The sequence below is a fragment of the Flavobacterium sp. HNIBRBA15423 genome (genome assembly GCF_052655965.1).
The window spans coordinates 1,224,624-1,240,485 of record NZ_CP199751.1 but is presented as its reverse complement, the minus strand read 5'-3'; the positions used below and the strand labels follow the sequence as shown (position 1 = coordinate 1,240,485).

The window sequence follows — 15,862 nt, the reverse complement described above, 5'->3', positions numbered from 1 at the left end:
ATGCTTGTAACTGCTATACGAGAAAATTTTTTAGAAATCGTATGTCTTTTAGATCAATTAGATGCTAAAAAATATACTTTTTGCAATCCCGAATTAAGTAATGCAACCATTGGTGAACATACACGTCATATAATTGAATTATATCAATCTTTAATTGAAAATTATGAATTGGGTATTATTAATTATGATAAACGTAAAAGAAATATTCTCATTCAAACTTCTATTGAAGAAGCTAGAGTTGCTATTGAAGGCATTTTAGCTAAAATTGAAGCTCCTAATAAAGACTTGCAATTAGAAAATGGTGTACAAAAAACAAATTTTTCGGTTCAAACCAATTATTTTAGAGAGTTACTTTATAATCTTGAACATAGTATTCATCATCAAGCATTAATAAAAGTGGCAGTTTTAAAATATCAAGATATTGTTCTTCCTGAAAATTTTGGAATTGCTAAATCTACCATAGAATTTAAATCACAATGTGCACAGTAACTTATGTGCCTTTACCTAATGGTTTTTGTATTACCTCAAACAGAGATGAACAAATAGCCAGGCCAAGTGCAATTCCTCCAAAAGAATATATTATCAACAATCAAACTATTGTTTTTCCAAAAGATCAAAAAGCTGGTGGAACATGGTTTGCCCAATCTGAAACAGCAACTTTAGTATTACTAAATGGAGCTGCTGAAAAACACATTCCCAAACCTTATTACAGAAAAAGTAGAGGATTAATAGTCTTAGACTTAATTGCTTCTCCAAATGTTTTAATAACTTGGAATACTATTGAATTGAATGAGATTGAACCCTTCACAATTGTACTTTATGAAAATCATAAATTGTATCAATTACAATGGAATGAAGTCATAAAAAATACAAAAGAAATGCCTACTAATACTACACATATATGGTCTTCATCTACTCTATATTCTAAAGAAATTAGAGAAAAAAGAGCAGAATGGTTTAGTCAATTTCTTAAGGATACAGAAACACTTTCGGCAGATAAGTTATTGCATTTTCATCAATTTACCGAAAATGAAAATACTGATTTTGGCTTACAAATTAACCGAAATAATATATTGAAAACAGTAAGTATCACGCAAGTGGTTTCTTCTAATGGAACGTCAAATATAAAATACATAGATTTACTAGCAAATGAATAGTATAAAACTAGCCTATCACAAAATAACAAATTGGGAATATTGGCCTTATCAAATTGTATATCTCCCTATTTATTTTCAATATTTGTATTATGTTTTGCGTACAAGGTCTTTTTTTTATTTTAATGCTTCCAATCCAACTATTAAAAATGGAGGTTTTTTAATGGAATCTAAAAAAGAAATTTATGATTTAATTCCGCAAAAATACTATCCAAAAACTATACTGATTTCAAAATCTGAAACTGTAGATATAATTCTTGAAAATTGTGACTTGGAAAACATTGTTTTTCCCTTAATTGCAAAACCTGATGTAGGTTTAAGAGGAACAGCTGTAAAAAAAATAACAAACAAAGAAGAGTTGAAAGCCTATCATAATAGAGCAAATTTTAATTATTTAATACAAAATCTCATTCCTTATTCACGAGAAATAGGTTTATTCTACGTTCGTTATCCCAATCAAGAAAGAGGAACAATTACTGGCATAGTTGAAAAAGAATTTTTAATTGTTACTGGTGACGGAAAAAGTACCATAGAAGAATTATTATTGCAAAATCCTCGATTTGCTTTTCAAATACCTGTTTTAAAAACGGAATTAAATGAAAAAATAAATGAAGTTTTAAAGAATGGAGAACAATTAAATCTGGTTCCCTATGGTAATCATTGTAGAGGGTCAAAATTTATTGATGCTAGCCATTACATAACGCCTCAATTGATTGAGAGATTTAATACTATTTGTAAAGAAATTGATGGTTTTTATTTTGGTCGAATGGATATTATGTTTGAAAGTTATGAAGCGCTTGAACGAGGTGAGAATTTTGAAATAATTGAACTAAATGGAGCTTTAAGCGAACCTACACATATTTATGACCCAAAACACTCTTTATTTTATGGATGGAAAGAGCTAACTAGACATTTTCATTATATGTATGAAATTAGTAAAATAAGTCATGAGCAGTTTAATAACCCATATTTAAACTTTAAAGATGGCTTAAAAGAATTTAAAAAACATCATCAGTATTATGATATTATTTTAAAATTTTAATAAAACTTTCCATCTAAATAATACCAAATATCGTTTTCTAATTTAAAAGTTGATTTTTCATGATGCACTTGAGCTTGTAATTTTTCGTCCAAATAATAAGCTTTAAATTCTACTATATCTTCTTTTTCATTGATAATTTCTAACTTCAACCAAGTATTGGCTTTTGACCAATTCAAAATTTCTTTCTTAGAATAATATTTTCGTTGCGAAGAATGTGTGGTTCGAATTAAATAATCTGCCTCTTGAAGCACATAAGCGGTATATCTTGAACGCATTAATTCTTCTGGAATAGCAGGAACTTTTTGCTTTAAAAGAAAAGGCTCGCAACAAGCTGAAAATGCCTTACCTGACTTGCAATGACAATTAATATCCATTAATAATACTATTAAATATATTCATAGAATAAAAACATAATTAAAATTATCCTTTTAGTAGATTAATACTTACAGTACCATAATCTGTATTTGGAAATTTCTTAAAATACAATGGATCAGGAAATAAACCTGCTTCTGCTGCTACATTATGCAAAACATCAATCTCAACAATAAATTGATCTGAAAATCCATGAGTAGCATCATAAGCTGTGGCGGCAGTATTTCCTATATTTTGAGCGGTTAATTTTGGTGAAACTGTATGTAATTCGATAATTAACAATCCGTATTTTTGTACATAAGGTGACCATTTTTTTAAATGTTGTAATAAATTGTCTTCAACTCGATTGTTAGAAATTCGTTCTCCTCTATGTGCAAATGCACCTGTAGAAACACTAATTCTTTCTTCTTTTGTAACTTTAGGTTCTTCCCAAATTCTATTATGGTCTAAAAAAGTCCTAACATTAAGTAAATCTTTTAAATCGATATTGTAATTATCTAGTAAATCATTGGCTAACAAATCTGGTCTTCCAATGTCTCCCCAAATAACCTTTGCCCAAATATCAGCTTTAATTAAATTAGCTCTAGTTACCTTCAAAGCTGCTTGATTATAATCGGCACCAACTAAAAATAAAGGATGCTCTTCTAGCATTTTTCCACGCAATGTTTGTCGTTCAATGACTTCAAAAATATGCTGTAAAAAAGCTCCATTTCCACAACCCATATCTAGAATTCCTTTAGGCTGATCATTAATGGGTTTATTAAATAATTCGATAATAATGTCATCTATCACTTTAAAATAAGTAGCATGTGCTCCACCACTTCCCCAAACATTCATTTCTCTGTTCACATGAATCTCATCTTCATGTTTGGCTATATCTCTTAATGCATTTGGGTTACCAAATAATAGAGTATCGAGATTTTTAAACATTGGCAAATAAGAAACCGTTACACCATAAGCTGTTGCTCTTTTTGCAAAAAACAATCCAATTTCTGTAAATTGATAATTTCCGTTTTTTTCTGTGAACCAACCTAAGAAGGTGAAAAAGTTTAAGATTATTTTAAATACTTCTGGTTCTTTGTGAAACTCTTCAGCTCTAAAAGAGGTTTCCATAAAGTATTTATGAAACATACCTGTCATACCAAGGCTAACTATAATTGGGCTAACCAAGAAACCTTCAATATGCGTTATTATTTGTTTTTGGATTCTTTTTTCTTCTGGATTAGTTGAAAAAACTATATCAAAATTTCGCTTGTATTGGGAAAAGATTTTATCCAATTGTGGCATAAAATCGGTTGCAATTCTAACGGAAGTAAACAGTTGGGTTTCTTGCAATAAAACTACTACATCTTCATACAAAGGAAACAATGAAAATGCATAAGCTGATTTTTCATTAGTTTGAATTGTGACTAAATTAGTTTCATTATCTACTTTATATTCTAAAAATCCTTGAGAGGCTAATGTTCTTAAAGCAATATTTAAATAGCCTTCATTTGCATTAAAATGTTCTGCAAGTTCATTTAAGTTAACAGATTGGTTCTCTATAATATAATTACAAATATTTTTCTTAAATAAGGCAAATGCTGAAGGAGCTGTTACCAATCCGTCTAAATGTTGAAAAATTCTTTGACGGTATTCTTTTTTTTCAGTCATGTTTGTTTTTGTTGTTATCCAAATTTAATAAAATGGATTGAAAACTTATCTATTAACTGTATTATTTTCGTTTTTATAATCTATCTAATAGACTAAAACTAGGATAGTTTTTATTTTAATATAAAAAAACCTATACCAAAGTTGGAAACTTCACTATAGGTTTTACTAAATTATTTAAAAATAGATTTTACAGTTTACTTATAAAATTACTATACAAATCTTTGTACTGATAGCCTTTTTGAAAACGATTTTTAGATAATTTTTCATGTTCAACTAATCCCCAAAGTAAAAATTCTTTTAAGAAATATTTATCCTCTTTTGAAAATTCAGGTTGGTATTTTTGAATAATATCTTCTAAAGGATTTACTTCATCTAAAGTCTTTTGGTATTCTTCATTAGTAAAATTATCCAGTAATTCGAAACCACTTTCCGCAAAGAACCATTCTAATAATTCTGTATATGCGTTTTTCTCTTTTTCACGTTCTAATTTTTCAATTTTTGGAAAATAATTTGGAAATAATGTCTTTATTGCATCACCTATTAAATATTGAGCCACAATTGCTGCTCCTTCTTGTTCTCCTTCGTAAACCAATTCTACTTTTCCAGTAATCGCAGGAATAATTCCCATAAAATCAGCTAAACGAACAGTAGTTTTGTCTTCACCTGCTAATAAAGCTCTTCTTTCTGCTGTTGAAATTAAGTTTTCATAAGCTGTTATGCTCAATCTAGCAGAAACACCACTTTTAATGTCTACAAATTCGCTTTCTCTGGCTTCGAAAACAATTTGTTCTAATACATCTTTGGCTAAACTAGGCACATAGACAGTTTCATTTTGGTCTTTATCCAATTTCACTTCTTGTTCGGTAATTGCTTTTGCAATTTCTATAGTTTCAGGATAATGTGTTAATATTTGAGAGCCAATTCTATCTTTTAAAGGAGTCACTATACTACCTCTATTTGTATAATCTTCTGGATTTGCTGTAAAAATAAATTGAACATCAATAGGTAAACGCAATTTAAAACCTCTAATTTGAATATCTCCTTCTTGCAAAATATTGAATAAAGCTACTTGAATGCGTGCTTGTAAATCAGGTAATTCATTGATTACAAAAATACAACGATGTGCTCTAGGAATCATTCCAAAGTGAATCACACGTTCATCTGCATAATTTAATTTTAGATTAGCGGCTTTAATAGGATCTACATCACCAATTAAATCGGCAACGGTTACATCAGGAGTGGCTAATTTTTCATAGAAACGTTCGCTTCGGTGTAACCAAGTTATTGGAGTAGCATCTCCTTTTTCTGCAATTAGTTCTTTAGCAAAACGAGAAATAGGTTCTAATGGATCATCATTAATTTCTGAACCTTCTACAACTGGAATATACTCGTCTAACAATTCAATCATTTTACGTGCAAGTCTAGTTTTGGCTTGACCACGAAGTCCTAATAAATTAATATTATGACGAGATAGAATGGCTCTTTCTAATTCTGGAATTACGGTGTTTTCAAATCCATGAACACCTTCAAAAGTAGTTTCTCCTGCTTTTATTTTGTTACGTAAATTAGTTCGTAATTCGTCTTTTATATTTTTAGGTTGGTAACCTGATTTTTTAAGTTCACCTAGTGTTTTTATTTCTTTCATATGTAATTTTATCTTGTATTATTCTTCTTTTTTTTGGAACACAGATTTGAGAAATTATAGAAATTTTATTTTTTACTATTATTCTTTTGAAATTCTTAATTCTAAATCATTTTCTTTTACAAATTTTAAATATGAATGTAAGTTTATAATACATTCAAAACTCCAAAATTGATCTTTAATATTCTCTTCTCTATTCAATATTGTACTTTCTATTTTTTCTATAAACCAATTAATTTCTTCTTCTAAAATTAAAACTGCTTCATTATTCCAAGTCCAACCTTCTAATGTATTATAATCAATAATGAATTTAGGTAAAACTTCATTTTCAATATTAGAAATCAGTTCATCAATTATTTGTGAAAAATAGGCATCCCACAACCTGAAAAGGATAATTCCTTTATCATTTTGCTTAAATAATACATCTTTTGGATTAGCATAAAATCGTATTTCATCTTCTCCTTCAAAACCTTTATAAAAATCAAATTGTATATTTTCTAAATACATCTATATAAATTAAAATATTCCTGGCTTCTTTCTTACAGAAAACTGACTGAATACTAATAACTGAGCACTGAACACTATCTAATTTTCTTCTTCCTATTACTTTCATAATCCTCAAAAATCATTTCACCTAGTCCTTTTAAGCCTGTGTAAAACGCTTTTCCTTGATTGGCTTCCGTAAAATAATTAACAAATTTTTGTAAATAAGGATCTTTAGCAATCATAAAAGTCGTAATTGGAATATGCAATTTTCGAGCTTGTGCTGCTTGGTTGTAACATTTATCTACAATATATTGGTCTAAACCGTTACTATTCATGTAATATTCTCCATTTTTTTCACGCACGCAACTTGGTTTCCCATCGGTAATCATGAAAATTTGCTTGTTGGTGTTTCTTTTTCTTCGTAAAATATCCATTGCCAATTGCAATCCAGCAACAGTATTTGTATGATAAGGGCCAACTTGTAGATAAGGTAAATCTTTGATTTTAATAGTCCAAGCATCATTTCCAAATACTAAAATATCTAAAGTATCTTTTGGATAACGAGTAGTTATAAGTTCAGCTAATGCCATAGCTACTTTTTTAGCTGGAGTAATTCTATCTTCACCATAGAGAATCATACTGTGCGAAATATCAATCATCAATACCGTACTCATTTGCGATTTATGATGATTGTCTTCTACTACCAAATCTTTCTCGGTAAGCATAAACTCTCCTACTCCATTGTTAATTTGAGCATTTTTAAGACTTTCGGTTAACGATATTTGTTCCACGGAATCACCAAACTGAAATTCTCTTAAATCTCCTGTTTGTTCATCTCCTTTTCCAGATTGCTTGGTTTTATGATTCCCAGAACCTGCTTTATTAAGATTACCAAAAATTTGTTCCAAAGCATGTTGTCGAATGGCTCTTTCTGTTTTGGCAGTAATTGACATTCCTCCAGAACCATCTGGTTTTACTTCGTCTTTGATATATCCTTTTTTCTTTAAATCTTCTATAAAATCATCAATCGTATATTCAGGAGTGGTTAACTGATATTCCACATCTAACTGCCGTAACCAATCGATAGCTTCGTCAAAATCACCTGAAGTATGGGTAATTAATTCCTTGAAAATAGGGAATAATTTTTCAAATGGAGTTTGGAAGGGTGCTTCAAATTTGGTAAACTGAAACCCACTAGTGTAATCATTCTTTTTCATTAGTATAAAGATAAGCAATCTTGTAAACCAATAGAAATAACGAATATTAATTTTTAGTTAAAGAAGCTTTTGTTATTTTTAAGCAATTGATTTTTAAAATTGAAATTGAAGTCAAAATTGACATTGAAGTTGGTATTCCAATTTTATTCAGCAGCATTTAATTTTATATGCAAATGATTTAGCATTACTTGGTATTTTCCTAATTCCACTAACATAACATCATCATTTGTTATATCAATTAAATCATCTATTGTATCACTTATGTTTACCAATTTATCATTAGCTGTTTTAAATTCTTTCACAGCCATAGCATCAATTATTGTTTGTATTTCGTTATGTAGTTGGGTTAGTTGTTCCTTGTTCATTTTGGTTTTGATTAATTTGTCTTAATATGGCTTTTCTTTTTTCTTTCAGCATTTGCTTTGCTTCGTTTTCACGATTCTTTTTATCATCTGCTTTCTTTTTATGTGCTTTTCTATTGGTTTCATTTCTCCTTCCCATTACAAATAGCTTTGTTTAATTTTTATGAAAGTTTCGTCGGTTTCAATTAATTTTTGAATAATTGCTACTCTCAATTCATTTAAGTTATCAAAAGTAAGATGTTTTGACCAATTTTCTTCTGTGAGTACTTCTTTTATAATTTGAATTCTTTTGGCTGTAGCCAATGCATCTCTAATCAAGAAATTAACTTTGTAATTTAGATTGTTTTTATGTTGAAAAATCACTTCATTGGTATTCCAATTTACTTCAATATAAAATAATTTATCTTTGTCATTGTTAGGATAAAAATCTGACCAATTTGCATACCCAATTCTAGCAGTTGAATTATTAATTTTTGAAGTTGAATTAGAAAGTAATCGCCATCTACAATTTGCTGCTCTTCCCCAATGGTTTGATACTCGGTATACTCCTTTTTCTGTAAAATAATAAATACTTCCTGATTTGCTTTTGTAACTAATTTTTAATTTTTCAATTCCGCTTAGTTGTACTTCTTGAAATTCGCAAAAAGTGTGTTTATGAAAATTATGTTTATTGTATTGCATTAAAATTCGCCTAATTTAAGTTGCCAAACATTTTTAGTTTGTGTACCAAATTGTTTTTCACTTGGAAAAAAATATACTTTTTGATTGATAGTATAAGTAGTAGTTTTATTGTTTATCGTAGTGTTTATTTTATATTGAAATGTAAAAAAAGTATCAGAAATTGTATTGTTTTCTTCAAAATAACTAACTAAAATGGAAACATGTTGTTCTTTACATTGCGTTAGAAATTCATCTAGTGAAAGAGATTCATCTGTTTCATTAAATATATTCTTTAAAGTAATTTTAGAATTCAAAAATAAAGCTCCAATGCTTTTATCAATTTCAGTTTCTAAAGCGGAAGAATGTTCTGTCTCTTTATATAAATTAATATAATTGTAAAAATCTTTAATAGTATTTATAGCTTGATTTTGATAAGCCAATACAACTGGTTTTGAAAATTGACGTTCAATAGCAACAGTTTTAGACGCTTTGGAATCAGTAGAATTACTCTGCCCCATCATCAAAAAAGGAAAAAATATAAGGATGTAAAAACTATTTTTCATTATTCTTGAATTAATCGGATGAATGTAATTTTATTTGTGTTATCATTTTTAACTTCTACAATTTGCATTTTTTTTAAAGATGCTGTTGGAATAATGAGTTTTTGAGAAAATTCTTCTTTATTAAAATATTCTGCACCTAAATTATTTTTTAACATTACAATAACTTCTACATTGTCATGTAATATTTTTTGTAATTGTACTTTTCTAGTTTTCCAATCCTTGATATCACTTTTTATAAAACCTTGCAATATATTTACATAATCATTAGGTTCTAATATCATGTTATTGGTTTCTGGATTTTGCCTTAAATCTAAAGTCTTTTCTTTGTAAAAAGGACTTTTTGCAATGACTTTCGCATTTTCCTTTACTTCAACTTTAGAATCTTTTAAAAGAATTTGTTTTTCTATTTCATCGTCTACAACATATACTTTAGTTGATTTTGCAGCTATTGTATCACGACTATACTTTTCTTCTAAATAGATTGTTTTTAAATTTTCTGAACTGGTTTTCCATTTCCAAAAAACAAATAGTAATACTGAGAAAATAAGGAATCCTAAAACAAGATAAATTGCTTTTCTTGAAGTTGTACTACTATTCTTTGTTTCTTTTTCTACCTGTAGTCCTTGAGATATAAAAGTATGCTTGAATTCATCCCAACCAGCTTTACCAACATATTGTGAAAAAATATCCAACATGTCTTTTCTAGGTAATTTTTCATTAATTTGGGGTTTCAAATGTGTATAAATCCATTTTTCACTTACACTATTTTTTGTTTTCTCCTGTACATCATCAATAAGATTTAAAATATCTTGTGTGCTGAAATTTTTCCAATTTCCATCAAAATACAGATAGCGTTTTTTGTAGTGTTCTAAAACACTTTTTTTTAATTCATAAAAAACAGCAATATCCGTCATAATTATACTTGGCAAAATTAGTCTTACACTTCTATTCATTACTGTAAAACGACTGTAAAAGTACTGAAAAATCATTACAACTACTATACAGTGCTTTTGCTAAAATTTATTTTGAATGTCATCATACGTTTGCTTCATAATCATTAAAAAACATAAAAATGAAAACAAGTAACACACTATTAGCAATTACTTTAGCAACTAGCTCAATTCTTTTTTCTCAGCATTCGGGAAATGCAAATTCCGAATCTGCTCAAAAAACGACAAGTGGTAATTATAATTACCACAATCAGTACCAAAATAACCAAGTAAATACGATTCAAACCACAACAGGAAATGAAAATGAAATGTATATTGTTATTAAAGGTATATATAATGAGAAAGCCACCTCACAACGAGCGGTTTTCAGTGTGCTTCAAATTGGCAAAACAGCAGAAGAAACTACAAATCTGATGGATGCAAGATTAGAAACAGTTACCAAAGCTATTACAGCATTTAATCCAGAAATCGAAATAATTATAGATATGATTTCTTTTGTACCTATGTATGATTATGAGATTCAAAAAAAGATTTTTAACCCAAAAACATATAACGAAAAACCGTCGGGATTTGAACTGAAAAAAAATCTAATTATAAAGTTCAAAAAAACAAACGATTTAAATGCAATTATGAATTTTTGTGCCAAACAAGAAATATATGACTTAGCAAAAGTAGATTATGTAACGAGTAATTTAGATCATATTAGAGATGTTTTACAAGTAAAAGCAGCTGAAGAATACAAACAAATGTTAACCAATTATTCAGCAATAATGAATACTGATTTATTTAAAAAAGAAAAATCCTTAACAGAAGGTTACAATACCATTTATCCCATGGAAAGCTATAGAAGTTATTCAGCATTTAGTCAGGCTAGCATTAACTTTGAACCTTCAAGTAGTGTAAATAATATTAGAAAAAACAATACGCAATTTTATGATGCTGCTTTATCAAAAACACACACTTTTGTAGTAAATGCTGATATTACTGAGCCAACTATTCAAATCTTCTATGATTTAACCATTCGTATCAAATTGAAAGAAGATCAATTGCCAAAAAATACAATTATAAGAAATAATCGTTATTATATTGTTACTGCAAATGGTGATGTAAAACCACTAAACTTGTAATCATTATAAAAAAATACTCTTCTAAAATTTTAGACCTAATTTCTTTATTCAAAAGAATTAGGTTTTTTTTATGTAACAAAAGTAACACACTTAAATTTGATATAAAATGTATCTTTACAAAAAATATGTAATGAAAGAAATATTAGAACAAGCTTACGGTTATATTTTTGAAGAAGCATTACTTCATGAAATTGAAAAAGTTGCTATATATAAAGAATTTAAAGCAGATGACAATTTAATTGAGATAGGTGATTATATCAAATCGATGCCCCTTTTATTGCATGGTGCGATAAAAATTCTAAGAGAAGATGAAAATGGAGATGAATTATTACTTTATTTTTTAGAACGTGGAGATACTTGTGCTATGACATTAACTTGTTGCATGGGAAAATCAAAAAGTAAAATAAGAGCTATAGCAGAAAATGATGGTGCTATGCTAATGATTCCTGTTGAAAAAATGGAAGAATGGCTCACTAAATATAAAACCTGGAGAAATTTTGTTTTCGAAAGTTATAACGTACGAATGAATGAAATGTTAGAAGCTATTGATACACTCGCTTTCATGAATCTTGACGAGCGTTTATACAAGTACCTTACCGATAAAGCAAAAGTAATAGGAAATACTGAAATTAATAATACCCATCAACAAATAGCTTATGATATGCATACTTCTAGAGTAGTAATATCGAGATTGTTAAAAAGCTTAGAAATACAAGGTAAAATAAAATTACATAGAAATAAAATAGAAATACTAGCACTTTAATGGAACTACTCGGGTATCTAGGCGCATTTTTTATAGGTATAATTTTAGGTTTAACTGGTGGAGGTGGTTCTATATTAACGGTTCCTTTATTAGTTTATGTCTTAAGTTACAATCCCGTAATAAGTGCAGCTTATTCTCTTTTTGTAGTAGGAACATCATCGGCTTTTGGAGCTTCATTAAACTATAAAAAAAAATTAGTAGACATAAAAAGAGGAATTATATTTGCGATACCTTCTTTTATAGGAGTCTTTATTACTAGAAAATATATTGTCCCTGAGATTCCAAATATTATTCTTCAAACAAATTATTTTACATTAACCAAAAATACTTTTTTAATGTTATTATTTGCAGTAATAATGATCTTTGCTGCATTATCCATGTTAAAAAAACCGAAAGTTAATCTTAAAGAGATTACAGAAAAACATTCTCTAATTAAAATAATTTTTCAAAATATTAGCATAGGTATTCTTATTGGTTTAGTTGGAGCTGGTGGTGGTTTTTTAATTATTCCATCCTTATTGTTAATTGCTAAATTACCCATGAAAAAAGCTATTGGAACTTCATTATTTATTATTGCAATGAATTCGTTAATTGGTTTTTTAGGTGATTTACAAAATTTAGATATTGATTGGCCTTTCTTACTCCTATTTTCTGCTATTTCAATTTTAGGAATCTTTATTGGAACCTATATAGCTAAATATATTAATGAAGCACAACTAAAAAAAGGCTTTGCTTATTTTGTATTAGCAATAGCTTGTATAATTACATTTATCGAATTAATGTAACGCTTGTTACTTTCTTAAAAAATTTTATTTGTAAATTTGCAATTATAAAATTTATTGGACATGAAAATAGAACAAATTTACACAGGCTGTATTGCACATGCAGCTTATTATATAGAAAATAATGGTGAAGCTGCTATATTTGACCCACTTAGAGAAGTACAACCTTACATAGAAAGAGCTTTTAAAGATAATGCAAAAATAAAATACATATTTGAAACACACTTTCATGCTGATTTTGTTTCTGGTCATTTAGATTTAGCTCAAAAAACGGGTGCAAAAATAGTTTATGGTCCAACAGCAAAACCAAATTTTGAAGCCATAATCGCAGAAGACAATCAAGAATTTAAAGTAGGCAATTATACTATCAAAGCGATACATACTCCAGGACACACTTTGGAAAGCACTTGTTATTTAATTAGTGATGAAAATGGAAAAAACCATGGAATCATTACTGGAGACACCCTTTTTATTGGTGATGTAGGAAGACCAGATTTAGCTCAAAAAATAGTTAAAGAGTTAACACAAGAAGTATTAGCTGAACATTTATTTCATTCCCTTCGAAATAAAATTATGCCTCTTAGTGATGACTTAATTGTATATCCAAATCACGGAGCAGGAAGTGCTTGTGGCAAAAACATGAGTAAAGAAACTACAGATACTTTAGGAAATCAAAAGAAAACAAATTATGCATTAAGAGCTAATATGACTTTGGAAGAATTTAAAACCGAATTATTAGATGGTTTATTACCTCCTCCAGCCTATTTCCCTCAAAATGTACTGATGAATATCCAAGGATATGAAAGCTTAGACAGTGTAAAAGAAAAAGCAAATAACCCACTTACACCAGCTGCATTTGAAACAATTGCAAATCAGACTGAAGCTGTAATTCTAGATGTTAGAAATGAATATGATTACATCAATGAACACATTCCAAATTCAATTTTTATAGGATTACATGGTCAATTTGCTCCTTGGGTGGGTGCATTAATTAGAGATGTTAAACAACCTATTTTACTAATTGCTCCAGAAGGAAAAGAAGAAGAAACTGTAACTAGACTTTCAAGAGTAGGATTTGATAATACGATAGGTTATTTAGAAGGAGGAATTGATGCTTGGAAAAAAGCAGGCTATGAAATCGATTCTATTAATTCAACAACACCAGAAGAATTTGCAAAAGTTTATCAAAATGCAAAAATAATTGATGCTAGAAAACCAGGAGAATTCACAGCTGAACATATCGAAACAGCGACAAATATTCCTTTAGACTATATAAACGAGTACTTAGCTGAAATTCCAAAAAACGAACCTTTTTATGTTCATTGTGCAGGTGGATATCGATCCGTTATTTGGGCTTCAATAATGAAATCTAGAGGTTATCATAACATGATAAACGTTGAAAAAGGTATCGCAGGTATTAAAAGCACTACTATACCACTTACAAATTATGTTTGTCCATCAACATTAAAATAAAGACTATTTTTATGTATTAAAGTCAGGTTAAAACCTGACTTTTTTATGAAAATTTTAATCCTTAATTACACTAAAAATGTTAATAAATTAAATACATTTGCCTACAATTTAAATGACATAATTATAAATGAAGAAAATTTTAGTATTACTAGCTACCGCTTTTGCTTTTATATCATGTGAAAAAGCATTAGAAAATCAATATCAAATTACTGGAACAGTTAAAGGTCTTGAAAATGGAAAAAAAATGTTTATCGAGTTACAAGATGAAATGGGAAGACCTATTCCAAAAGACACTGCTATTGTTGAAAATAATAAATTTGAATTTAAAGGTGATGTAACAGGTTATGACATTGCTATTCTAAAATCAGAAGATGGAATGCAAGGAGTACCTTTCATATTTGAAGAAGGGAAAATTGAAATTGAATTTGATAAAGATAGTTTGCAAAAATCTAAAATTGGAGGAACTTACAACAATCAAAAACTTCAAGAATTTAATGAAAAATCAAATCTTGTAAATAAAAAAATTATTGATTTTCAAAAAAAGAATATCTCAAAATTACAAACTGCTCAGCAGTCACAAGATACAGTTGTCATGAATCAAATCATGAATGAATATAAAACTGTTCAAGAAGAAACGCAAAAGAGTATGAAAGAAACCTCTTTAGAATTTATCAAATCTAATCCTAAAGCTTATCTTTCTACATTAATACTTCAAAATTTATTAATGAGTAACACTCTTACTCCAGAAGAAGTTAAAGGTCATTACGAAAAGTTAGACAAATCTTTATTAGATACTAAACCCGCAAAAAACATTAAAAAGACATTAGATGCGGCAACAGCAATTACAATAGGTAAACCAGCTCCAGAGTTTAGTGCTCCATCTCCAGAAGGGAAAACAATTTCTTTAAAGGAATCATTAGGTAAAGTAACAATTATCGATTTTTGGGCTTCTTGGTGTAAACCATGTCGCATTGAAAACCCAAATGTTGTAGCAATGTATAATGAATTACATGAAAAAGGTTTAAATATAATAGGTGTTTCTTTAGATAAAGAAGCTGAAAACTGGAAAAAAGCAATTGCAGATGATGGTTTAGTATGGAATCATGTTTCCAACTTAAAATTTTGGCAAGATCCTATTGCAGAACAATATAATGTAAAATCTATTCCTGCTACTTTTATCTTAGATGAAAAAGGGAATATTGTAGCAAAAGATTTAAGAGGCGATGCTTTAAAAGCTAAAGTGTATGAATTATTAAAACTTGAGATGCCAATATCAGAGAACAAAACAATTGATGTGAATACTGTTCCAAATGAAGGTAAAACTTCTGAAAAAGGAATGGAAAAAAAATAAAATCTATCAATTAAGATATCTTTTAAAACAAATCTCCTATTGGGGATTTTTTTATGCTTTTCATTTACAAATAGTTATAAATAAATTAAAAAAATAGCAAACTTTTTATTTGGGAATATAAAAAACAATAGTATATTTGCCATCGCTAAGTCAAAATAGCGACAGGCTGGGGAGATACTCAAGCGGCCAACGAGGGCAGACTGTAAATCTGCTGTGAAAACTTCGCAGGTTCGAATCCTGCTCTCCCCACAAACTAAAACAAAAA

At 28.7% G+C, this 15,862-nt stretch carries 18 protein-coding genes and 1 tRNA gene; 9 read left to right on the top strand and 10 right to left on the bottom strand.

Annotated features, from left to right (window positions below):
- From ACULEV_RS05580 to ACULEV_RS05570, 3 genes are read left to right on the top strand one after another with little or no spacing between them, the layout of a single operon-like run.
- Positions 1–489, top strand: a complete 489-nt coding sequence (locus tag ACULEV_RS05580) for a DinB family protein (protein WP_445457683.1) — start codon at positions 1–3, stop codon at positions 487–489.
- A complete protein-coding gene (locus ACULEV_RS05575; protein ID WP_445457682.1) occupies positions 477–1,157 on the top strand; it encodes an NRDE family protein in 681 nt (226 codons plus the stop codon). The genes ACULEV_RS05580 and ACULEV_RS05575 overlap by 13 nt, the downstream gene beginning before the upstream one ends.
- Complete coding sequence (locus tag ACULEV_RS05570) at positions 1,150–2,196, top strand: D-alanine--D-alanine ligase (protein ID WP_445457681.1); 1,047 nt, start codon at positions 1,150–1,152, stop codon at positions 2,194–2,196. The genes ACULEV_RS05575 and ACULEV_RS05570 overlap by 8 nt, the downstream gene beginning before the upstream one ends.
- Here ACULEV_RS05570 and ACULEV_RS05565 read toward each other — a convergent pair.
- From ACULEV_RS05565 to ACULEV_RS05520, 10 genes are all read right to left on the bottom strand, one after another.
- Positions 2,193–2,570 carry a YchJ family protein gene (locus ACULEV_RS05565; RefSeq protein WP_445457680.1) on the bottom strand — a complete coding sequence of 126 codons (378 nt, stop codon included), beginning with the start codon at positions 2,568–2,570 and terminating at the stop codon, positions 2,193–2,195. The two genes, ACULEV_RS05570 and ACULEV_RS05565, sit on opposite strands and share 4 nt — an antisense overlap.
- A gap of 46 nt (positions 2,571–2,616) precedes the next feature.
- Positions 2,617–4,221 carry a class I SAM-dependent methyltransferase gene (locus ACULEV_RS05560; protein WP_445457679.1) on the bottom strand — a complete coding sequence of 535 codons (1,605 nt, stop codon included), beginning with the start codon at positions 4,219–4,221 and terminating at the stop codon, positions 2,617–2,619.
- Positions 4,222–4,408: 187 nt separating this feature from the next.
- Entirely contained in the window at positions 4,409–5,866 is a 1,458-nt protein-coding gene (locus ACULEV_RS05555; RefSeq protein ID WP_445457678.1) for a sigma 54-interacting transcriptional regulator, read from the bottom strand.
- A gap of 78 nt (positions 5,867–5,944) precedes the next feature.
- The gene (locus ACULEV_RS05550) at positions 5,945–6,370 is read right to left on the bottom strand and encodes a hypothetical protein (RefSeq protein WP_445457677.1); all 426 of its coding nucleotides are present in this window, start codon (positions 6,368–6,370) and stop codon (positions 5,945–5,947) included.
- Positions 6,371–6,444: 74 nt separating this feature from the next.
- Positions 6,445–7,566, bottom strand: a complete 1,122-nt coding sequence (locus ACULEV_RS05545) for a vWA domain-containing protein (protein ID WP_445457676.1) — start codon at positions 7,564–7,566, stop codon at positions 6,445–6,447.
- Positions 7,567–7,709: 143 nt separating this feature from the next.
- The gene (locus ACULEV_RS05540; RefSeq protein ID WP_445457675.1) at positions 7,710–7,931 is read right to left on the bottom strand and encodes a hypothetical protein; all 222 of its coding nucleotides are present in this window, start codon (positions 7,929–7,931) and stop codon (positions 7,710–7,712) included.
- Positions 7,900–8,067, bottom strand: a complete 168-nt coding sequence (locus tag ACULEV_RS05535; RefSeq protein WP_445457674.1) for a hypothetical protein — start codon at positions 8,065–8,067, stop codon at positions 7,900–7,902. Before ACULEV_RS05535 ends, ACULEV_RS05540 begins: the two co-directional genes overlap by 32 nt.
- Entirely contained in the window at positions 8,067–8,609 is a 543-nt protein-coding gene (locus ACULEV_RS05530; RefSeq protein ID WP_445457673.1) for a hypothetical protein, read from the bottom strand. Before ACULEV_RS05530 ends, ACULEV_RS05535 begins: the two co-directional genes overlap by 1 nt.
- The gene (locus ACULEV_RS05525) at positions 8,609–9,151 is read right to left on the bottom strand and encodes a hypothetical protein (protein ID WP_445457672.1); all 543 of its coding nucleotides are present in this window, start codon (positions 9,149–9,151) and stop codon (positions 8,609–8,611) included. The genes ACULEV_RS05530 and ACULEV_RS05525 overlap by 1 nt, the downstream gene beginning before the upstream one ends.
- Entirely contained in the window at positions 9,151–10,140 is a 990-nt protein-coding gene (locus ACULEV_RS05520; protein WP_445457671.1) for a hypothetical protein, read from the bottom strand. Before ACULEV_RS05520 ends, ACULEV_RS05525 begins: the two co-directional genes overlap by 1 nt.
- A gap of 83 nt (positions 10,141–10,223) precedes the next feature.
- Between ACULEV_RS05520 and ACULEV_RS05515 the strand changes: the two genes are divergently transcribed.
- The 6 genes from ACULEV_RS05515 to ACULEV_RS05490 all read left to right on the top strand — a co-directional run bounded on the left by ACULEV_RS05515 (position 10,224) and on the right by ACULEV_RS05490 (position 15,846).
- Complete coding sequence (locus ACULEV_RS05515) at positions 10,224–11,228, top strand: SIMPL domain-containing protein (RefSeq protein WP_445457670.1); 1,005 nt, start codon at positions 10,224–10,226, stop codon at positions 11,226–11,228.
- 130 nt (positions 11,229–11,358) lie between these two features.
- Entirely contained in the window at positions 11,359–11,991 is a 633-nt protein-coding gene (locus ACULEV_RS05510) for a Crp/Fnr family transcriptional regulator (protein ID WP_445457669.1), read from the top strand.
- Positions 11,991–12,776 carry a sulfite exporter TauE/SafE family protein gene (locus tag ACULEV_RS05505; RefSeq protein WP_445457668.1) on the top strand — a complete coding sequence of 262 codons (786 nt, stop codon included), beginning with the start codon at positions 11,991–11,993 and terminating at the stop codon, positions 12,774–12,776. Before ACULEV_RS05510 ends, ACULEV_RS05505 begins: the two co-directional genes overlap by 1 nt.
- A 60-nt stretch (positions 12,777–12,836) precedes the next feature.
- Entirely contained in the window at positions 12,837–14,246 is a 1,410-nt protein-coding gene (locus tag ACULEV_RS05500; RefSeq protein ID WP_445457667.1) for an MBL fold metallo-hydrolase, read from the top strand.
- A 127-nt stretch (positions 14,247–14,373) separates the two neighbouring features.
- Positions 14,374–15,597 carry a redoxin domain-containing protein gene (locus ACULEV_RS05495; protein WP_445457666.1) on the top strand — a complete coding sequence of 408 codons (1,224 nt, stop codon included), beginning with the start codon at positions 14,374–14,376 and terminating at the stop codon, positions 15,595–15,597.
- Positions 15,598–15,765: 168 nt separating this feature from the next.
- Positions 15,766–15,846: transfer RNA gene (locus ACULEV_RS05490), tRNA-Tyr, on the top strand.
- The last annotated feature ends 16 nt before the right edge of the window (positions 15,847–15,862 follow it).